The organism is Fontibacillus phaseoli (assembly GCF_003337355.1).
GTDB lineage: Bacteria > Bacillota > Bacilli > Paenibacillales > Paenibacillaceae > Fontibacillus > Fontibacillus phaseoli.
The window spans coordinates 88256-110735 of sequence record NZ_QPJW01000007.1; the positions used below are offsets into that span (position 1 = coordinate 88256).

12 protein-coding genes are annotated in these 22480 nt (G+C 49.7%); 3 read left to right on the forward strand and 9 right to left on the reverse strand.

Annotation, left to right across the window (positions count from 1 at the left end):
• Positions 1 to 26: 26 nt before the first annotated feature.
• The gene (locus DFP94_RS16945; RefSeq protein WP_114497654.1) at positions 27 to 1418 is read right to left on the reverse strand and encodes an L-cystine transporter; all 1392 of its coding nucleotides are present in this window, start codon (positions 1416 to 1418) and stop codon (positions 27 to 29) included.
• 234 nt (positions 1419 to 1652) lie between these two features.
• Here DFP94_RS16945 and DFP94_RS16950 point away from each other — a divergent pair, with 234 nt between their 5' ends.
• On the forward strand, positions 1653 to 2348 hold the full coding sequence (locus tag DFP94_RS16950) for a 4'-phosphopantetheinyl transferase family protein (RefSeq protein WP_114497655.1): 696 nt from the start codon (positions 1653 to 1655) through the stop codon (positions 2346 to 2348).
• A gap of 92 nt (positions 2349 to 2440) precedes the next feature.
• Here DFP94_RS16950 and DFP94_RS16955 read toward each other — a convergent pair whose 3' ends face one another.
• The 4 genes from DFP94_RS16955 to DFP94_RS16970 form a co-directional block, all read right to left on the reverse strand.
• Complete coding sequence (locus tag DFP94_RS16955; RefSeq protein WP_114497656.1) at positions 2441 to 8005, reverse strand: non-ribosomal peptide synthetase/MFS transporter; 5565 nt, start codon at positions 8003 to 8005, stop codon at positions 2441 to 2443.
• A gap of 4 nt (positions 8006 to 8009) precedes the next feature.
• On the reverse strand, positions 8010 to 9332 hold the full coding sequence (locus DFP94_RS16960) for a glycosyltransferase family 4 protein (protein WP_114497657.1): 1323 nt from the start codon (positions 9330 to 9332) through the stop codon (positions 8010 to 8012).
• 10 nt (positions 9333 to 9342) lie between these two features.
• On the reverse strand, positions 9343 to 11169 hold the full coding sequence (locus DFP94_RS16965; protein WP_114497658.1) for a non-ribosomal peptide synthetase: 1827 nt from the start codon (positions 11167 to 11169) through the stop codon (positions 9343 to 9345).
• Between the two features lie 197 nt (positions 11170 to 11366).
• A complete protein-coding gene (locus tag DFP94_RS16970; protein WP_114497659.1) occupies positions 11367 to 12071 on the reverse strand; it encodes a response regulator transcription factor in 705 nt (234 codons plus the stop codon).
• A 397-nt stretch (positions 12072 to 12468) separates the two neighbouring features.
• On the opposite strand from DFP94_RS16970, the gene DFP94_RS16975 reads away from it, so the two are divergent.
• Entirely contained in the window at positions 12469 to 14133 is a 1665-nt protein-coding gene (locus DFP94_RS16975; RefSeq protein WP_114497660.1) for an alpha-amylase family glycosyl hydrolase, read from the forward strand.
• Positions 14134 to 14294: 161 nt separating this feature from the next.
• Here the strand turns inward: DFP94_RS16975 and DFP94_RS16980 are convergent, their stop codons facing one another.
• The 4 genes from DFP94_RS16980 to DFP94_RS16995 form a co-directional block, all read right to left on the reverse strand.
• Positions 14295 to 16367 carry a methyl-accepting chemotaxis protein gene (locus DFP94_RS16980; RefSeq protein WP_245954923.1) on the reverse strand — a complete coding sequence of 691 codons (2073 nt, stop codon included), beginning with the start codon at positions 16365 to 16367 and terminating at the stop codon, positions 14295 to 14297.
• Positions 16368 to 16469: 102 nt separating this feature from the next.
• Positions 16470 to 17315 carry a sugar ABC transporter permease gene (locus tag DFP94_RS16985; protein ID WP_114497661.1) on the reverse strand — a complete coding sequence of 282 codons (846 nt, stop codon included), beginning with the start codon at positions 17313 to 17315 and terminating at the stop codon, positions 16470 to 16472.
• Positions 17312 to 18607 (reverse strand): carbohydrate ABC transporter permease, encoded by a 1296-nt coding sequence (locus DFP94_RS16990; protein ID WP_114497662.1) that lies wholly within the window; start codon positions 18605 to 18607, stop codon positions 17312 to 17314. The genes DFP94_RS16985 and DFP94_RS16990 overlap by 4 nt, the downstream gene beginning before the upstream one ends.
• Positions 18608 to 18689: 82 nt before the next feature.
• Positions 18690 to 20018, reverse strand: a complete 1329-nt coding sequence (locus DFP94_RS16995) for a sugar ABC transporter substrate-binding protein (protein WP_114497663.1) — start codon at positions 20016 to 20018, stop codon at positions 18690 to 18692.
• 668 nt (positions 20019 to 20686) lie between these two features.
• Between DFP94_RS16995 and DFP94_RS17000 the strand changes: the two genes are divergently transcribed.
• Entirely contained in the window at positions 20687 to 22432 is a 1746-nt protein-coding gene (locus tag DFP94_RS17000) for an alpha-glycosidase (RefSeq protein WP_114497664.1), read from the forward strand.
• Positions 22433 to 22480: the final 48 nt, after the last annotated feature.

The following is a 22480-nucleotide window of genomic DNA, read 5'->3' on the forward strand; positions in this document are numbered from 1 at the left end:
GGGCTCCAGCGGTTTCGACTGATAAATTAAGCCTGCACAACATCCAGATCCACGTTGCGTTTGAATACATCTTGATCGTTCTCTCCAAGCACCTTACCGGTTATGACGCCGGCCGTGATCGAATCGTTGACGTTGAGCGCCGTACGACCCATATCAATCAACGGCTCAACGGAGATCAGCAAGCCTGCGAGGGCTACCGGCAGGTTCATCGTGGACAACACGATGAGCGAAGCGAAGGTCGCGCCGCCGCCGACGCCGGCAACGCCGAAGGAACTGATCGTTACGACCAGAATCAGCGTCAGGATGAAATCCCAGCTGAGCGGATCGATCCCGACCGTAGGTGCGATCATCACGGCCAGCATGGCCGGATAAATACCGGCGCAGCCGTTTTGGCCAATCGTTGCCCCGAACGAGGCCGACAGATTGGCGATACCTTCCGGTACGCCGAGCCGTTTCGTTTGGGTTTCCACGTTAAGCGGAATGGTGGCGGCACTGGAGCGCGAAGTAAACGCGAATACCAGCGTCGGCAGCACTTTTCTCACGTATTGTACCGGATTGTATCCGAACAGCGCCAGCAAAATCAGATGAATGATAAACATCACAATCAAGGCTACATATGAAGCCCCTACAAACTTGATCAGCTTGAGGATTTCCTCGGGATTAGTGGTTGCGACAGTATTGGTAATAAGCGCCAAAATCCCGTAAGGCGTCAGCCGGAGCACCAGCGTTACAATCCGCATCACGACAGCGTACACGGAATCCACAATTTTACGGAACGTGTCGGCTTGTTCGGGTTTCTTTTTATCCAGTCCAAGTACGGCTACTCCGATGAATGCCGAGAAAATAACGACCGCAAGCGTTGAAGTGCTGCGCGCGCCGGTCATATCCGCAAACGGATTCGTAGGAATGAAATCCAGCACCTGCTGCGGAATGGATCTGTCCGCAACTTCGCCCACACGTTCCTCAAGTTTCGCGCCACGAGCTTGTTCCTGCTCACCGGCTTCGATTTCGATCGCCTTCAGGTCAAAGCTCAAGCTGGTTACGATACTTACGGTTGCTGCTATCGCCGTTGTAATCAGCAGCACGGCAATGATCAGTCCGCTGATTTTACCGAGGTTTTGTTTCCCCTTCAGCTTCGTAATGGCCGAAATAATCGAGACCATGATCAGCGGAACAACAACCATTTGCAATAAGCCGACATATCCGCGTCCCACCAGATTAAACCAATCCGTCGACTTGGCCAGCACTTCCGAATCCGCCTGGTAAATCAACTGAAGAATAACTCCTAACACGAGGCCCAGACCCAGACCAGTAAACACCCGCTTCGTAAAAGATATATGCTTCTTCTGCATCCAGAGAAGTACGCCAAGCAGTACAAGCATGACGGCTACGTTAATGATGATCCACAATGTTTCCATCTTCCGATTCCCCCTATAGAACCAATAAATATTGATGACTGCTGTATGTTTGATCAGCTTCACAAACGTATCATAACATAAACACTAGTAATTTTATAGGATTAATTTGTATGTAATATTTTGTTAATTTTTACCCATTATTTATGTATTAAAATACATGTCAGTAAGCGTTTGGTATACTATTAAGATTAGAACAATCTTACCGCTAGTATAAATCGAATTGGGAGAAACAGTATGATCCAAGTGTACGGCGTCAAACTGGAGCAGGAGCCTGATCCGCTGCTAAAGCGCAAACTTCTTGAAGCTCTACCGTTCCAAAAACAGGAGAAAATAAGCCGGTTCATTCACCGGGCTGACGCGCTGCGTTGCATGACGGCCGACATCCTGTCCCGGTATATGATATGCCGGACTCTCGCCATCAAAAACAGTGAAATTCGAATAAATTGCAACCGTTTCGGTAAACCGCTGTTATCCGGAGATACCGGCTACCATTTCAATCAATCCCATTCGGGACAATGGGTTGTCGGCATCCTTGCGGACTCCCCTTGCGGCATCGATGCGGAAGAAATCCGCGAAGCGGACCTGGGCATTGCGGAGCATTGCTTTGCAAAGCAGGAATTCCGGGATTTGCAGGCGGTGCCAGTCGAGCTAAGAGGAGAGTATTTCTTCGATTTGTGGACGCTAAAAGAAAGTTACGTTAAAGCCTCCGGGTTCGGATTATCGGTCCCGCTCGCTTCCTTCGCCATCCGGAAACACTCCACCGGCATCACACTGCAGACGGAACATGAATTCAGGGACTGCCACTTTAAGCAATATCATATTGACCCGGCTTATAAGCTGTCCGTTTGCGCCGGCGTCAGCAAGTTTCCTGAGCAATTGGAGCTCATCGGCCAAGAACAGCTTTATATTCAATTTATGAATTATTTATAACATGAACTATTAATAACCATTAAAAACAGACTACCTCGGCGTTTGATTGCACTGAGGTAGTCTGTTTGATTAGAGCTGCACGTTTTTCAGCGTTATACTTCCAGCGAGTGACCGGCAGCCACGGATTGATTATTCTTCACTTGGCTATCCAGCCTGGCTTGCAAAGTATCGCGGTCTTCGATGACCGCATCGGGCACGGCGTCCTCCAAATCGTCCTCCATGTTGCGTAATGGCTTGAAGTTAAAACCGACAATCGCCCAAGCCATGGCCAGCACGCCAACGCAAATGATCAGCAACCCGATGCCCCGGCCCGGCCCTGTACCGATAATCGGCCCCAGCGTGCCTACGAGCACTCCGCCGGGATTCATCGCCGTATTGAACACGGAGTCGGCCAGCGTACCGGCCAGCAAATAGCCTACCGGCATACTGGACATCGCGATCATCTGGTTCGTCGCCAACACCCGGCCCTGCAGCTCCAGCCCCACCTTGGTCTGGATCAGCGACTGCCAGTGCGTATTCACCAGCGTCACGGAGAACCAAATCCCGAACACTCCTGCGGCGGTGAGAATGACATTGGGACGGAGTCCGGCGATAATCATGGAGAGCCCCTCCAAAATAACGAAACCGACCATCCCCGTTGCCATTCGTTTGGTTCCACCCCAGATACTCATTAGCAGGCCGCCGGTCATCGCGCCGACGGCGCCCAGCGTCGTCACTGCAGCAAGGTCCGGCGCCGAACCGAAGGAAAGAACCAACGGCTGGATCAGTACGGTAGCCAGGCCGAACAAAATATTGCCTATCAAGAAAAAGGCGATCATATACAGCATGCCCGGCCGTCTAATAATGAATTTCCAGCCCATCAGCACTTCCTTCAGGAACGTCTCTTCTCTTCTTCTGAACAGGGTATTCGGGAATCTTACGATGGCCAGCGTTGCAATCGCCACGATAAAACTCAGAAAATCCAGAACAAAGATGTTAGCCATTCCGATGGTCGTATAAAGCGCGACACCGACAAGCGGGGCAATCATTTCGCTACTCGAACTGGCCAGTTGCACGATGCCGTTCGCATGCCCCAGATACTGCTTCGGAATAATCTGCGCGATCGAAGCAACGAAGGCGGGCCGATGGAAAGACCGAGCCACGGAACCGACCGCGGAAGTCACATAAATATGCCAGATCTCAAGCGATCCGGTAGCCATTAGCACCGCCATTACGGCGATGGGAACCGCCATCATGATATCGCTGAACAGCATCACCAGCCGCCGGTCGTAACGGTCGACGATCGCCCCGGCTATGGGCAGAACAAGAATGCCGGGAATGAGCGAGGCGGAGGAGATAGCGGCAAAATCCCCTACGGCTCCGGTCTGGGCGAACACCCATACCCCGAGCGCAATGCCGGTGAGTCCTGAGCCCAGGACCGACAATAGCTGCCCGAAGACGACCAGGAAAAACATATTCAGATTCGGGACTGCCGCCTTCCTTTTGACAACCGCACGCTCCGCTCTCTCCGTTCCTTTCAACGTATCCGTCTCCGGGTCGTAAGGATCCAGTTCGTTCTTCGCAAGAACGATATCATTGATCCAGCGGGTCACTTCGTCTGCCTGATGCTTGATAAAATAATGCCCGGATTTTGGAATCACGATCAGATCGACCCGGTCGCTGAAAAACTCCCACTCTTTGTACCGCTCCTCATACAGCTCGGTGGCCCGGTCCTTCTCTCCAATGATGCAGGTGACGGGACAACTGAGTTTCGGCCACGCCTTCTCCGCATACGCCCCGGTGAAATAGTCCTCGCTTTCCCTCGCGTCATGCCGCAGACAGCGAATCATGAAGTCCCGCTCCTCAAGATCCTCCACCTCCGTAAACCCGCCGAGCGCCTTAAGGAAGGCGTGATACGACTTGTTGGACATGCTTCGGTCGGACGGAAATAGCTTGGAATACCAATCGAAGAAACGACCGGGAATGCGGGCAATCGGGAAGGTTCCTCCCAGAAATACCCGAAGCAGCGGGTACTTCTCCTCATCGAGCTGCCGGGCAATTTCCATCGTCAGGGCGCCGCCCACGCAGTGGCCGTACAGCACGACAGGACCATTCACGGCTCGCTTGATCTCCTCGATACATTGGCGGGCCACTTCCCGGATGGGCAACAGCGGCTCTTCCTTGCGGCTGTAATCGTGACCGGGCAAATCCAGCGCATAAAGGTCTATATGCTCCGGCATTTGCGCCGCAAACGGCTGGTACGTAATCGCGCTGCCTCCCGCGTAAGGAACGCACACCAACGAAAAATTGGTCCTGCTCCCGGAGGAATGTCTAGTCAGCTTGTGCAACAAATGACGGTCCGAAGACTTGCCCCGGTCGATATATTCCGCCAAGGTCCGAATCGTCGGATGCTTGAAGAAATCCATAATGCCGATCCAGTCGCCAAGCCGTCTTACCGCCTTTAGCGCCTTGAACGATTCGCCTCCCAACTCGAAAAAGCCGTCGTCTATGCCGAACGTCTCCAGGCCGAGAATGTCCCTCCAAACTTCATAAACGGCCTTTTCCGTGGCCGTACGCGGGGCCTCGCCCCCTCTCCCTGCTACCGCCAGGTTTGGAATCTCCATGGCTTCCAACTGACGAACATCCACTTTGCCGTTCGGGTTCAAAGGAAGTGCGTCCAATTCCACGATATGGGAAGGAATCATATACTCCGGCAATTTATCCTTAAGCAACCGTTTGAGCTCGGAAAGCGGCTGTTCCAACTCCGAATCCCGCCTGTAAACCAGATAGGCGACGATCTTTTTCTCTCCGGCGGCGGTCTCCTTAAGCTGGACGGCGGCATCGGAGACAAAGGCAAATGAAGTCATTACGGCTTCGATTTCCCCAAGCTCGATCCGGTAGCCGCGAATTTTAATCTGGCGGTCCATCCGGCCCACGATTTCCACGGCACCGTCACGCAAATAACGCACCCGGTCGCCCGTCCGATACAAAGTACCTCCTTCCTCATCCGCGGCGTACGGATTTGGCAGGAAGCGTTCCTTCGTCAGCTCCGGCCTGCCGTAATATCCCCGGGCGACCCCTAAGCCGCCGATATACAGCTCCCCGGGCACTCCGACCGGCACAGGCCGGAGCCTGCCGTCGAGGATATACCGGCGCACATTGCCGAACGGATAGCCGATCGGCACATGGGTAGACCGGTGCTCCGGTACCTCATCCGGGATCTCGTAGGCGAATGCCGACACGGTCGTCTCCGTCGGGCCATAGTGATTTTCCAATCTGACTTCCGGCCGCAACGCCCTGATTTTTCTCACGGTTTCCCAGCTTAAGGCCTCCCCCGCTAAAATCAGCACCTTCCGCGGAACGACCTTTTCCGGATTTGCAGCCTCCAACAGCACTTCGAAGTGGCTCGGTACCACCTTCATCACATCGATCGCGTGGTTTCCGAAATAGCTTGCTACCCCGTCGGGATCGCATGACAGTTCGTAAGACAACACATGCAATATTCCTCCGGTACATAGCGCCCCAAATACATTACTCATTCCAAGATCCGCCGCAAAGGTCGAAGCCATGGCAAAGCTGAGCGGCTCCGTTAATTCCAGGCGGCCGATCAGCCCCCGGATATAGTTGTGGAACTGGGCCAGTTCCACCGCGACCCCCTTCGGGGCCCCAGTCGTTCCGGATGTGAACACCATGTACATCAGGTTGGAGGCATCCGTTGCCAATACCGGATTGTCATCGCCGAAAGACTTCAACCGTCTGACCGATTCCGGATCGTCTATGGCAAAAACGGTAACGCCGGATTCCGGCAGTTGCAGATCCATGGCTGCTTTGTTCTGCGTCAGAAGCATTCCCATGCCGGACTGGACCACCATGGAGGCCAGCCGGTCCTTGGGATACGAAGGATCCAGCGGTACAAAAGCGCCTCCCGCTTTCAGTACTGCGAGCATGGCGATGACGAAATCCGCGGACCGTTCCATGTAAATACCGACCGTTACTTCGGGCCCGACACCCTGGGTGCGCAAGTAATAGGCAAGGCGGTTAGCGCGCGAGTTCATTTCCCCGTACGTGCAGGAGACTCCTTCAAAGACAAGGGCAAGATGATCTCCTCTGGCGGCCGCCTGCGCTTCGATTTGCGATACGACATGAAAGCCTTCTTCATAGTCTGTTGCCGTATCTCCCGCCCACTCTCCAAGCAGTTGATGACGCTCAGAACCGGACAACAGATACATATCCGCAAGGACCTGATGCGGAGATGCACAGGCACTGTCGAGCAAGTAAAAATAGTGGTCAAGCATTCTTTGTACGGTCGATTCCAAAAACAAATCTACACTGTATTCCACTTGCAAGTTATATGCATTAGCCGAAAAGGTGAGATCGAACTTGGAACTGCTCGTGGGCACCGAACTGCTGAACCGGAGCGGAAACTCCTCCGCCTCTTCCCAGCCCACATGCATGTTCTGCAGGACAAACATCACTTGGAACAAGGGGCTGCGGCTTATATCCCTTTCGATCGGCAGCAATTCAATCAGCTTGTCCAGCGGGAAATCCTGATGTTCCTGCGCCTCAAGCGCGAGCTGCTTGACCTGCCGCACCGTCTCGCGGAAGGTGGAAGCTTCGTCAAGCTTGATCCGGATCGGCAACGTATTGACGAAAAAACCGATGTTCGGTTCGATTTGTTCCATGCTCCGGTTAGCCGTCGGGGACCCGATAATCAGATCGGTCTGCCCGGTATAACCGTATAAAAGCACGGCGTACGCGGCGAGCATCAGCATGTATGGCGTGACGTCTTCTTCCCTGCACCACGCCTGCAGCCGGGAATGGAACCCCTCCGGAAGCGGCTTGATGATATGGGCCCCGCGGGAAGATTTCACCGGCGGGCGCGGCAGATCGGTCGGAAGCTCCAGCACCGGAAGTTCTCCCTGAAATTGGCGGAGCCAGTACTCCTTGTGGTAATCAATCTCTTTGCCGGCCATGAATTTCCGCTGCCAAACGGCATAATCGGCGTACTGCACTGCCAAAGGCGGTTTCTCCATAGCCTGAGCCTGGCTCCGGCCTAACGCCACGTAGGCCTCTTGAATTTCGCTCATGATGATACCGAGCGACCAGCCGTCGCAAGCGATATGATGAATATTCAGCAGCAAATAATGCTCCCGTTGACCCAGCGTAAATATATAAGCCCGGATGGGCAGTTCACTCTCCAACTGGAACGGGATAGCGGAATTGCGTCTAACCAGCGCTTCCAGTTCGGTACTGTGTTCCTCCCCCTGTCCGCCAAGGCCGTCGAGATGGTAAACCGGCACATCCAGCGGCGAAAAGGGCTGAACCACCTGCACCGTCTCTTCTCCTGAAGCTTTGTAAGTCGTACGCAAAATTTCATGACGCTCGATGAGCCTATCGACGGCTTGCTTCAACCGGGGAATATCCAGTTCCACCGGAATGTTGAACAAGCATGGAATGTTGTAAGCCGGGCTATCCGGCTCCCACTGATACATGAACCAGAGCCGTTCTTGGGAAAAAGAAAGCGGGAATTCATGAAAGAACCGGGATCCGACCCTGGGCAGTGGCTCGATCACCGGTCTTGTGCCCGCTTGCCCGTTCGTCTTCGCTTTAATTTTGTTCAGCAATTGCTGCCGTTTTTCCGGGGGCAGCATGCCGATCCGATCCATTAACTCGCTCAAAGACTCACCTTCTTTCCTGGAGCATCGCGAGCAGTCGTTCGCGCTTCTCGGACGGAAAAGTTTGAATTCGCTCCAGCATATCCCGCTTTTGAAGGTTGTTCGCTTCGTTTGCGGCCGACACTGCTTCAGACAGCCGTACGACACGGTCCTCAGCCTTGTCGATGACTTTCCGGAAATAGGCCTCAAACGGCTCAATACCTAACGAGGCATGAAACCGGTTGGCGTGTTCATAAGAAGCCGCCGAAAGCGACTCATAATGATCCCGGTCCGAAGCCAACCGGTCCAGGGCTCCCACCCAAGGTCCGAGTTCCTGCTCCGGAATGACCGGAATCGGGACGCTGTTCGCAAGCACCTCTTCCTTGACGTACTGCCGGATGGGGCGGACCGGCAAAATGTAATCCAGTTGCATCTTCGCTTCCGGCAATCCGCCGACATGGCTGGCGAGGACGGGAATACCGCGCAGCATCGCCTCGACGACGACCTGCCCGAAGGATTCCCCCCATAACGAAGGCATCAGGAATACTTTGGTTTGCTTGTAAATATCGTTAATATTTTCTGCCGGCTTTAAAATCGTCATGTTCGGAAGGGTCCTCATTTCCTCCAGTTCGTCTTCCTTCGTGGCCCAGGTCGGAACCGCCGCAAAGTTGAGATGAGGCATCCTCCGTGCCAATCCGATAAAGATCGAAAAACCTTTGATCGCCGAAGGGTTGATTGCGGTAATATACATATTGTCAAAGCTCGCCAGGAAAGGAAACGGGCCCGGACCATACGACGGGAAATAGATGACCTCGGAATCGACGCCCGCGTAGGCCGTAAAGTAATCCTTCAAATATTGGCTAACCGAAATGATGCCGTCCAGCCTCTTGTACAAATCTATCTTCGACAAGTCTTCCTGAAAGCACTCCGGCCCGAACGGCAGGGTGGCCTGGCTATGCGAGAGGAAAATCGTTCTCGTACGGGTTTCCAGCACCGTTTCCAACAGTAAATGAGTATTGTCTTCCGATACGACCGTAATGTCCGGGGAAAATTGTTCGATCATGCTCCTGATGAACGGGAATACTTTGAATCTTTCCTTTATCGTATAGGAGATGACGCCGCTTTTTAAAATGACCAGCTTTTCGCCGGGATGATCCTCCAGCACTTCGAATGCACCGGAACGCCGCTGCGCCGCCAGAAGTTCTTCAAATCCGGTTATTGACACCGCAGGAGAAATTACACGGCATTCGTGCCCTTTCGCTGCGAGTCCTTCCATCAGGATACGGTTAGCTTTATGAGCTCCGCCGTAAGGATACAGGTATTCCATCGACTGAACCAGCAGTATTTTCATGTTCTCCCTCCTAGGCCTGGTTTTCCAGCTCGGCAAGCAGCAGCTCTAGCTCGTCCGGATCAAGCTGTTCCAACTGATATTGCTCCAGCGTTGCAGCCATTTGCTCAATGGTCGGCTGGGTCCCGAAAATGATGTGCAACGGAACGTCCCCTCCGACAACTCCCCGGATGCGGGATACGATTTGCGTCGCCATTAGCGACTGTCCGCCAAGTTCGAAAAAGTTGTCGTGAACGCCCACTTTATCGAGGTGCAGCACTTCACCCCAGATTGCGGCAAGCTCTTTTTCCAGGTAACTGCTAGGGGCGACGTAAGGAACATCGAGATCCGGCCGCACATCTTCCATGGACGGAAGATGATGACGATCGATTTTGCCGCTGGTCAGCAGGGCAAATTGCTCCAAATACAAATAGCGGGTAGGAATCATGTAGCTCGGGAACTTCGACAGCAGGTAACTGCGTACCTCCCTGATATTCGGCTTGGCGCCGTACGCCGCTTTCAAATAGGCACCCACGTAATTTTTTTCCGCATGATAAACTACTACTGCCTCTTCAATTCCGGCATATTCCCTCAGCGCATGCTCCAATTCTCCGAGCTCGACGCGGATTCCGGACACCTTCACCTGATGATCGGTTCGTCCTACCCATTCCAACGCTCCATCCGGCCTCGTCACGCACAGATCACCCGTACGGTACAATCGGTTACTGAAGCCGTCGTCAAAGGGATTATCCAGAAAGACCTTGTCCGTCAGTTCCTGTGCATCCAAATATCCCCGGGCCAACCCTAGACTGGAAATGAATAGTTCCCCGATTTCGCCGGGTCTTACTGGCTCCATACGGGCATTCAGCAGATAGACCGCACTGCCGGTCAGCGCTTCCCCCAGCGAAACCGAGATATCGTCGGCGGTGCAATGATGGATGGTGGCGCAAACCGTCGTTTCTGTAGGGCCATAGGCATTAAGAAAACGCACTCTCGGCGCCCAATACTGAATCAGCTTCCTCGTGCAAGCCTCGCCTGCTGTGATCAATGTCTTAAGTTGCGGCAGTTCTTCCTGCGGCAGACCGTTCAACAAAGACGGCACCAAGGTAACCACGGAAATCCGCCGATCCTTCAACAGCCGGTGCAGATCTTCCCCGGCGTAGGTTCCTTCACCCGGCAGGAGTACGAGCGTTGCTCCGGCAATCAGCGCCGTGAAGATCTCGGAAACGGAAGCGTCAAAAGAGAGGGAGGCATATTGCAGCACTCTGTCCCGGTCGTCCAGGTGAAATTTATCGATTTGCGCGAGCACAAGGTTCGGAATGCCGCGATGCTCGATTTGGACCCCTTTGGGTTGGCCGGTCGAGCCTGAGGTATAAATGACGTAAGCCAAATCGGAAGGAGCGCTATTGAGCTCAAGATTCTCACCGGATAGCGCAGAAATTTCATCGCTTTCTTGATCCAACAACACCCGGCCGGTCGAACTGGCCGCCCCGGATTGTCGAACCGCATTTATTTTCGATTCCAGGCAAGCCTTCGAAAGGATGAGTTTCAGTTTGGCCTCGCCAACCATATGCGCAATCCGTTCTTCCGGAAGGGCCGCGTTGATCGGTACGTAGGCGGCCCCGGATTTCAGCACGGCAAGAATCGAGACAATCAGGTCAGGCGAACGCTCCAGATAAATTCCGATCAATTGCTCCGGTCCGGCGCCTTTGTCTTTCAAATAGCGGGCAAGCCGGTTCGCTCTTTCATTAACTTCCCCGTAACTCAACCGAGTTTCGCCGAATTCCAGACAGCAATGATCGGAATAACGGCTTGCAACGTCTTCAAACATCTTGTAAATCGCGGAAAAATGATGATCCATGCTCGTCCCCCTTTGAATTTCCTGCCGATCTTTCCGGCTCTTCTTCTTTCAGACTTTCCTGTGGACTAACCGGTTTGCTTACTTGCGCAAACGTTAGCACCATCGTTTTTTATCTTATCAATTCGAGTTAAAGTTCAGTTAAAGTCCAGCCAAGAAGATAGATAAAAATTATTCCGGGTTTCAAAAGATCCATTGGATCATTGAGCGGCTTTCCCGTTAAACTTATATCCGGCGCCTCTGACGGTGTGGATATAGAATGGTTCGCTGGGGTTGACTTCAATTTTTTGCCGCAGGTTATAGATGTGGACCATGACCGTCCGGAGATCGCCAAGCTTGCTGTCGCTCCAAATCAAGTCATACAGGGATTCAATGTGAAAAATGCGGTTGGGGTGTTTGGCGAGGAGCACGAGAAGTTGAAATTCTTTGGCCGATAGCACGGTTTCCTGGCCATGAGAAGTAACCGACTGGCTCGACAGGTCGATTTCTAAACCCGGAAAATGCAGCAAATGCCGCTGATTGACCGGAAAAGCGCCTTTATATCTGCGGATCAGCGCCTGAACCTGTGCAAGCAGCAGTTCACGGTTGAGTGGAGTACAGATGTAATCATCTCCGCCTGCGCTTAACCCGGAGATGGTCAAAGCCTCTTCGGAACCGGCGCAGACTAGAAGAATCGGACTATCGCTGAAACGCCGGATTTCGGTGCATAAATCAATGCCCGCCATAGCGGAGGTCGTCATGTCGACCATGATCAGGGTTGGAGCGTGGGCACGTATCGGGCGGATGACGGCCGAATGGTCAGCCGGACTGCAAAAGACATCAAATCCGTGCTCAGACAGAAATCGAAACAGAAAGCGGCATAAACTGTCATTGTCAGAGACAACAATTATTTTTTCGCGGCTCAATCTCCGTATCCCTCCTAATGATTTAATGCAAGCGTTATCACCTCTCTATATCATTTACAAAACCCTGCTATTCGTCAACGATCAATTGGGACTTTATGTAAGAAATAGTTCTAAAGATCTACTTTTTCTTTAAAATAATTTAAATAAGTCCATTTTATTCCTTTTATTGCGAATAAAGTCGAAATTAAACGTTTAATATTTACAGCTTTAATATAAAAAATCCATAGTAATAACCCGAAAACTAGAGAAAACGGGTAATATTTATGTGTAAATCAATATAAATCACCCTAAATGAATATTTACAGCAAATTATCAGTGTGCAAACGTTTTAACAAAATGATAATCTCAAGTATGATGAAGACAATAGCAATGTATGTAAAAGGGGGAATGAAGATCCATGAATAGGCAACAAGCCAAGCTTTTACGCCGATCCATAAAATGGATTGTAAGCGCTACCTTAACGGTTGTTCTTCTCACCGGCTGCACCTCAGGAACCGGCAATAACGTCTCTAACGCCGGAAATGCCAATACGGCTTCTGCCAAGCCCGTCGCCATAGACCCACAACCGTCGACGGTTTTTTACGAAGTGTTCGTCCGTTCTTTTTATGATTCCGACGGAGACGGGATTGGAGATTTCAAGGGGTTGACGGAAAAACTCGATTACCTGAACGACGGGAATCCCGAAACGGACGATGATCTCGGGATCGGCGGAATCTGGCTCATGCCGATCAATCCTTCGCCAAGCTATCATGGTTATGATGTGACCGATTACCGCGACATCAACCCCGACTACGGGACGATGGAGGATTTTAAGGAGTTTCTTGATGAGGCGCACAAACGCGGAATCAAAGTGATTATGGACCTGGTCGTTAATCACACCAGCAATGAACATCCTTGGTTCCTCGATGCGGCCCGGAACAAGGACGGCAAATACCGTGACTGGTATATTTGGGCGGAAGATCAGAAATTGAAGACCCGGGGTACGAGTTCGGCCAGCAGCAGAAATCCATGGCACAACGCAGGTGGAGACCATTACATGGGCATCTTCTGGGAAGGCATGCCGGACCTCAATTTCGACAATCCGGAGGTTCGCCAAGAAATGAAGGATACCGGTCTATTTTGGCTGGAACAAGGCGTTGACGGCTTCCGGCTCGATGCCGCGAAGCATATTTACGAGGATCTCCGGACCGACAAGGGGCAAGAAACAACCGATGCAAACGTGAAATGGTGGCAAGAGTTCCGCGGCAGCCTCGTGGAAAAATATCCGGATACTTATCTTGTGGGAGAAATTTGGGACCCCTCAGCCGCCTTGATTGCAAATTATCTGGACAATGCGCTTGAATCCGGTTTTAATTTTGGCCTGTCGGAAAGTATCATCCAGGCAGCAAAAAAAGAAAAAGACAACAATATCGGTTTAACACTGGAAAAAACCTATAGCTTGTTTAGAGAAAAGTCCGGCGATGAGTTTGTGGATGCCACTTTCCTGACCAACCATGATATCAACCGGGTTATGACTCAGCTGGACGGGAATGTAGACCATGCAAAAATGGCAGCCGGCCTGCTGTTGACTCTCCCGGGTAATCCGTTCATCTATTACGGGGAGGAAATCGGCATGCTCGGCGCCAAACCGGACGAAAGCATCCGCGAGCCGATGCAATGGCATGCGGGGGGCAGCGGCCAGGGGCAAACCACCTGGGAAGCCGTGAATTTCAACACGGGAGCGGAAGGCTCCAGCGTTGAAGAGCAGGTTTCCGATCCCGACTCGCTCCAGTCCCATTACCGCAAACTGATCGGAATCAGAAGCAGCGTGCCTGCGTTAAGAGACGGTACCATCGGAGATATTGATTCCGGCAATGACTCTGTTACCGCTTATCTCCGCCTGACCGATCAGCAGACCGTGCTGGTCGCGCATAATCTCACGGAGACCGAGCAAAGTATCGATCTTGCCAAAGCCGGAGAAGAGTTCAGCTTCAAGTCTATTCTGAAATCTACCCGCGAAGGGGCAACCTTGGAAGGAAACAAACTGACGATTCCGGGGTATACGACTCTGGTTATTGAATAAAAAGAAACGCGGCCTGCGGTTGCCAAGTCCCTCTCGGGTTACAACAACCGCAGGCCGCTTCTTTTTCTCTTTTTTCACAAGCCGTCCCCGCTGCTGTCCATAGAGCTCCGCGGATAAATTTGATAGGCCACGGCCCCTGCACACCTTCTTGTTGCATTATATTAAGATTGTAATGCAGCCGCCTCTACCTGAAATACACTTAACGACTTTTTCAGCGATTCAGACAGCTCCTCCAGACGATTCGACAGGCGTACAAGTTCTTCACTGACTTTATATTGCTCGGTTGACATGGAAGCTACTTCCTCGGTGGAAGCGTTCGTTTGCTGAACGACCGAGCTTACGCTCGTGATGAAATCCCTAAGCGAAGTTTGGGAAACCATCAGCTCTTTTACGGAAGAGGAAGACGCTTGTATTTCTCCGATAAAGCTCTCCATTTCCCGGCTTACGTTCTGGAAAATCGAAGAAGCTTCTCTAACGGAGACCAACTGCTCGTCAAACATCGGCGTCACGCTTGACAACACGTTGACCGTATCTTCGATGGCGGCCTGGATCTCCTCAGTCATGGCCGATACGTTCTGGATCGAATCATTCGATTGAGCCGACAATTTGCGAATCTCCTCAGCGATCACCATAAAACCCTTACCCGCAGAACCCGCGCGGGACGCTTCAATCGAAGCATTCAACGACAGAATATTTGTCTGCTTTGTCATATCGATCATCGGAGCCAAAATGCTGCGGATTGAATAAGTGCTTCTGCTAAGCTTGCCGGAGTTCTCTTCGATCATGGTGGTCATTCGGGATACCGCCTCGGTCTTGTCCACCAACTGCTCCATATAATCCCGGCCTTGGCGGCTGACTTGGATTACCCGGCTTGCCGACTCATCCAAAGCGTCATTCAAATCGACCATCCGGTTCATCTGGGTACCGATTTCTTCCGCCAGTTCCGTGCCCTTCTCCGCTTCTTCGGCCAGGCTTGAAGCACCTTGGGCGATTTCGCCCGTTGCGGCTGCGATTTCACCGGCTGTCAATGAGGTGTCACGCGAAGCCTTGGTCAGATTTTCGGCAGTTTCCAGCAGTTCCTGGGTGGAACCGTTGGTCCGGTCGACCAGTAGCGAAATCTGTCCCAGCATGTTATTGAAGCTTTGGCCGAGGCGCCCGATTTCGTCCTTACCCTTGAAATTCGTGCGTACCTTCAAGTTCCCCCGTTCACCCTCTTCCATCAAACGGGACAGCTTTTGCAGCGGCTTACCGACCATTCTGAATAGATAGTAGCCGATGGCGGATGCGACCAGAATTGCCAGAATCAGAACAAACAAAGTCACATAGATCAATCTGTCGGCCGCGCTCAGAAAGTCGCTTTCCGGGGCATATCCGATAAGCCGCCAATTTACAGTTTGCAATTGTCTGAATACAACAAGCTGTTTCACGCCTTTTTCATCACTGACATCAAAAGAAGTTTCGCCACTCTTTATTTGTTCCTCCTTCAAGCCGATAAAGGACTTCGTTTCAATCAGACTTGGATCGGAAGAATGGACAATGGTGTTATCGCTTGTAATAATGCGTACTTCGCCGGCTTTCCCGATCTTCAGGTTTGAGAGCATATTTATCAAGGCTTTGTCTCTAATCTCTATAAGCAAAATATACTCGGCTTCCGGAGTCTTCAGGTTTTGCAGCACTCTCCCCATCGTAATCGTCGGTTCGTTGAAACTTTCGAAAAAACCCTTTTGCAAGCCGGGAATCCACACCGTTTTTCCTGCTCCATCTATTATGCTTTGGATTCTGGCTTTTACATTTTTATTGTCTTGCTGGGTCCCGCTCGCCCCGGACGATGCATAGATACGGGAAAGGTCTTTATTTACCAGACGGATCCCGAGCAATCGGCCATCTGAACCTTTCATAGAATCCAGCTTGTTCTTGATTCTCGTTTCCGCATTAGTCTTTTTAATGATCCCAATATCCTTGGTTACTACCGTTTCCAAATCCGTCTTTAAAATTTGATCCACCGCCATTTGCCGGGAGATCGACTCATATTCCGCAAAGATAATATCCAGCTTGTCCGCGGCCTGTTCAATCGCTTGCGAAGAGGCAGACCCAACTTGACCACGAATAATTTCTTTCGACATCATATAAGAGCTCATTCCGAGAATAGCTGACATAAGAACTACCGTAACGAACAGGATGATAAACAGCTTCATGCCAACCGACTTGAATTGAATCGGACCCCTAAGCTTCACTTATGTATCCCCCTTTTGACGGAAAAACGTATGTATTGAAAAGGGTATAGGATCTCAGAATGCTTAGGTTTCTGAGGCTATACCCTTGTCAAAACTTTTTGTTTAACCTTTGCTCGCGCCGGAAGTCAATCCGTCAACAAGCAATCGTTGCATAAACATGAACAAAATCGTAATCGGTACTGCAATTAGTACTGCTCCAGCTGCGAACACGGTAAAATTCGTGTTCTGACTATTAGCAACCATATCCCACATTCCTACTGCCACCGTCCAGTTCGGCTTAGAACGAAGAATCAATCTTGCAAAGATAAAGTCAACCCAAGGGCCAACAAATTGTAATAAAGCAAGATAAGTCAAGATCGGTCTAGACAACGGCAATATAATAGATGTGAATATTTTGAAGTTACTTGCTCCATCGATACGAGCCGCCTCATCAAGTGATCGTGGTATCGTATCAAAGAAGCCTTTGGTAATAAGGGTTAATCCTAAAGGAGCCCCGGCGGCGTATACCATAATAAGAGCGATATGAGTATCTAATAGTCCCATTTCCTTCAGCAGAAGGAAAATGGCGATCATACTCATAAATCCAGGGAACATTCCTAGTATTAACAGTATTGACAAAGAATTTTGACGACCGCGAAAACGAAATCTTGAAAGTGCATAGCTAGTCAACAGAGTAAGCAATACGCCTAAAACCATCGAAGCTAGGGAGACTTTTAACGTGTTCATATACCATTGCGGGAACATGATTTGTTTTGAAGTAAATAATTCACTAAAATGATCTAACGTAAATTTCTCTGGGAACAACGTTTTACTATATAGCGATTTCCCTGGGCGAAAAGCTCCAAGTATGATCCAAAGAGCAGGATAAATCGCGGTAATAGCCAAAATAATCAACACGATATAACTCGAAGTTAAACGAATACCATTCCGTACTTTTAGCCGGCTCATTGGATCATATCCTCCTCTTTAAATGACTTAGTTCTGCGATAGTTGTAAATCGAGAATGAGGCAATGATCAAAAAGATAATGATACCTATTGCTGAAGCCATATTGTATCGATTATTGGTCAAGGTAAGTTTATACAACCATGTCACCAGCAAATCAGTAGCTCCTGCGTTTTGATACGTCCCTTTGACTGGATCGCCCCCGGTTAGGAGGAAAATAATATTGAAGTTATTAATATTTCCTGCAAACTGTGTAATTAAGGTTGGAGCAGTAGTAAACAAAATCATTGGCAATGTAACAATTCTAAATTTCTGATATCCCGTAGCCCCATCTACATCTGCAGCCTCGTACAAATCTTTCGGAATAGTCGTCAACACTCCCATAATTAGCAGCATGGATACTGGCACACCTACCCACATATTAACCAGAATAACCATTGCTCTTGCCCAGGTTTCATGTGTCAGCCACGGCGCTCCAGGTATGCCAAAATAGTTCAGATACTGATTGATCGGCCCAAATTGGCCGTTAAACATATTTCTCATAACAAGGAGTGAAATGATTTGTGGTATTGCATAAGGAATAATTAAAATGGTTCTCCAAAAACCTTTAAATTTAATTCCTTTTTGGTTAATAAGCAATGCTACAAACATACCGCCGAAGTATGTAGTTACTGTTGATAATACCGCCCAGATGATCGTCCAAGTAAGAATTCCATAGAAGGTTTTACTCCAGCTTTTAAGAGCCAATAAATTTTTAAACGTATCGAATCCGACCCAATCTACCAGCATGGCCGGCGGAATATGCTTTGGGGCCGAATAATTTGTAAATGCCAGCATGATCATAAATATAATTGGCATTACTGTAAAAAACAAAATACCAAGTGCAGGCAAAGTCAAAAGCGTTACTGCAAATTTATAATCCAAAACGTAGCGAATGGATTGTTTGAAATTATTAGGCTTTTTGCCACAATCTCTTTCATTACCAATTTTTCTTGCATCTCGAATATTAAAGTAATATGCAATCAAGAAAACAACAAGATAGATTAGCGTAATCAAGCTTTGAATCATTATAAATATCGAATGGTCGTAATTGTGAAGATTAGAGGAGGTTCTCGGTGTATCACCTAATGTAACAATTCCCCATAAAGCAAAACTTAAATTATTAATGAAATAAAGAATACTAACAGCTTCAAATGCCAAAAAAAGTAATCCCTTAATAAATTGGCGGTTATATATTTGTCCCAATCCCATGAACAGTACTGACAGTATCGTTGCTTTGTTCCGATGCTGACTCATTCTCTACCTGCTCCTCTCCCTCGGAAATCAAGGTTACCCGCCACTAATAGCGGCGGGTGATAAATCATTTGGGTGACCTGAATTATTCCCCAGCTACCCCGTTGTTCAAATCAGTAATTTGTTTAACTGCATTTTCAAGGGTTGCTTTTACATCTACATCCTTGTTCCAGATGTCTGCAAAAGCTGCATTAGCCGGGCCCCAAACGTTATTCATTTCAGGAATAGAAGGCATTGGCTGCGAATTCTTAGCCTGCTCTGCAAATCCGGAAATAAACGGATCGTTTTTGATTTGGTCAGTTTCCAAAGCTTCCAGGTTAGTAGGAATTGAACCGATCAATTCACTAAGAAGTAATTGTCCGTCTTTGTTTGTTGCAAAGTCAGCATACAATTTAGCGGCATTTGGATACTTAGTAAATGAACTTACATCATAAGTTTTGATACCGGAGAAAGTAATAGCTGTTTTACCAAGAACCGTAGGAACCGGAGCCAGACCTAAATTGTCCCCGAGAGCTTCTTTATATGCCGTCAGTTCCCATGGACCGTTGATATCCATTGCAACATCTCCTGCAGTGAACAAGCCGCGTTTGATGTCGCCGTTGATATCGCCACTAGGTACAGGGAGAATTTGTTTAAGATCTTGGAAAACTTTCATACCTACAAGTGATTCCGGGTTTTCAAGACCGATATCATCTTTGTTCGTACCGTTATCACCGAAGAGATAACCGCCATTACTTGCTATGAATGGGTAGTTGAAATACAGGTTACCAGCTTCCCACATAAGAGCATACTTCTTCTTTTTTACATCAGTGAATTTTTTACCAAACTCAATTACTTCTTCAAACGTTTTTGGAGCCTCTGGGATAAGGGCTTTGTTGTAGTAGAGAGCTGTTGTTTCAGCCGCTCTTGGGTATCCATACAACTTACCGTCGTAGGAAGCACCCACAATAGACGCCTCTGTATTTCTTGCTTTCGTTTGCTCTGCAAATACGTCATTTTCCAAGATCAATCCGGAAGTTACCGCATTACCGATGTGGTCGGAAGGAATTACGATGATATCTGCTCCAAGACCAGACGGACCGTCAGTAGTCAGTCTGCTGATTTGGTCTGGAACCGGTACCTCTTCAACACTAACCTTTACGCCGTATTTTTCTTCAAACTGTTGAGCGATTTGCTCGGTAAACGCAATCTCTTCTCTACTTTCCCAAACAAGAAGCTCTGCGCCTTCTTCAGGTTTAATTTCCTCGGTTGTCGCTGCGTCGGTTCCCGTATTCTTATTTCCCTCTGTCGAGTTTGTCGTCGGCGCAGGCGTATTTGCTGTGTTGTTAGTTTTGTTGTTGCCGCCGCCGCACGCCGTAATTGATGCAACCAACGACAGCGTAGCGATTAAAACCAGTGTTTTCTTGAATTTCATAAAGCTAACCCCTCCCAAATTTTATACGAAGCAAGGTTTACAGAAACTTTGCGCAAACGATTTCAGAGATGATCGAGAAAATTCCGTTTTATATGTGTTTCTTATGGAATTATTCATCATTTCTGAGTAGAAAGCGCTTTATCGATGGGATAATCATACAACATAGCACAGACATTGTAAAAACGTTTGCACATGATGTTTTTAGGCATATATGCTCATATTTCTCAAAAACACTCCCGTATGCTCCTATTTTCGCAAAATTGCTGTTTTTTATTGCTTGTATCACCTTTAAAATTGTGTGCATCTTTCGCCTATTCGCAAGGCATTTCCGAGAAACTCATGTTCTTATTCAGGAAAGAAAATCCCTCCGTATTCCCCTATCTTGTGCAATGGTTTGAACAATGCTATAATCCTGAACCATGAGCGGGTCCCGATCCGCATAGCAACCGTCATGCTTCCCGTCTACAACTTGAAGGCAATGTTATCTCAAAGGTACATCCTCGGCTTTATCATTGCCGGGATGTGCCTTTTTTAGTGCGGCCCGATGATATAGCGTTACCCTAAATCGGTTACTATATCTTGTAAGAATAATATCGTGCCCTGAGCATTGTCTTCGACAAATCAGCGAGACGGAACCACACTATCCAAGACCAAGGAGGAAATTTATCATGCTGCTTGAAGCTGTCTACCACCGTCCCAAACTGAACTGGTCCTATGCCTACGATTCCGAGACGATCCATCTTCGCCTCCGCGCCAAAAAAGACGACCTTACCGAAGTTTACGCCTTTGCGGGCGACAAATACATATGGAATCAAAGCAAAGAGCTGATCCCCATGTCGAAATTCGCTTCGGACGACTTGTTCGATTACTGGGAATGCGCAATCAAGCCGGCCTACCGCAGATTAAAATACGGCTTTCTGCTGAAATCGGATGATGACGAAATTTGGATGACGGAGAACGATTTCTCCAAGGAGCGTCCTCCGGTCCCGGACCGGCTGTTCGAGTACCCGTTCATTAACCCCGCCGACGTGTTCAAGGTACCGGCTTGGGTAAAGGACACCGTATTCTATCAAATTTTCCCCGAGCGCTTTGCCAACGGAAATCCGGACAATGATCCCGCAGGCGTATTGCCTTGGGGCGGAAAACCGGAACGGGACAATTTCTTTGGAGGCGACCTTCAAGGCGTCATCGACCATCTCGATCATCTCAGTGAGCTCGGTATTACAGGCATCTATTTTACCCCCTTGTTTGAAGCAACGACAAACCACAAATATGACACGGCCGACTATATGAAAATCGATCCGCACTTCGGCGATACCGAAATGGTGAAAAAGCTGGTCCAGGCCTGCCACGAACGCGGCATTCGCGTCTTGTTCGATGCGGTCTTCAATCATTCGGGCAAAACGTTTGCTCCATTCGTAGACGTGTTGGAGAAAGGGGAGCAATCCCGATACAAAGATTGGTTCTCAGTTCGCGAATTTCCGCTTGAGGTCAACGATGGAGTCCCAACCTACGATACCTTTTCATTCGAGCCGCTCATGCCGAAATTAAATACGGACAACCCTGAGGTCAGAGAATACTTGCTAAACGTAGCGGAGTTTTGGATCAAGGAGGTCGGCATCGACGGCTGGAGGCTGGATGTTGCCGATGAAGTGGACCATCAATTCTGGCGCGACTTCCGCAAAACGGTGAAAGCCGCCAATCCGGATGCCTACATTCTCGGCGAAATTTGGCATGAATCTTCCCCTTGGCTTCAGGGCGACCAGTTCGATGCGGTCATGAACTATCCTTTTACCGACGCGGTGCTCGATTATGTAGTCCGCGGCACCCTGGATGCCAAAGGCTTTGCCAACGCCATCGGCAGGCAGTTATCCCGGTACCCGCAGCAAGCCAGCGAAGTGGCCTTCAATCTGCTGGACAGCCATGACACGCCGCGCCTTCTGACGCTCTGCGAAGGCGACAAGAACAAAATGAAGCTGGCCGCCCTTTTTCAATTCACCTACGGCGGTACGCCGTGCATCTACTACGGCGACGAAATCGGCCTCGATGGCGAGCAGGATCCCGACTGCCGCAAATGCATGGAATGGAATCCGGACAAACAGGATCGGGACCTGTTCGAGTTCTACCGCAAGCTGATCTCAGTCCGTAAGGACCTTTCTGTGCTGCGTACCGGCTCCATCACCTTCCTGCATGCGGAAGAAGGCGGCAGCAAGCTTGCTTATGAGCGCCGGCTCGGCAAGGAATCCGTGCTCGTACTGCTGAACAACTACGATGCGGGACAGACTTTGGAAGTTCCCGCCGCCGGACAAGCATGGCACGACGCGATGAGCGGGGATAGCTATGAAACGGACAACGGTAAACTCGCCGTAAAGCTCCCGGCTTACGGATATGCGGTATTGACGCAGTCACAATAAAGTATAAAACATTCAAAAAGGCCTCCTTCCAACACGGAAGGAGGCCTT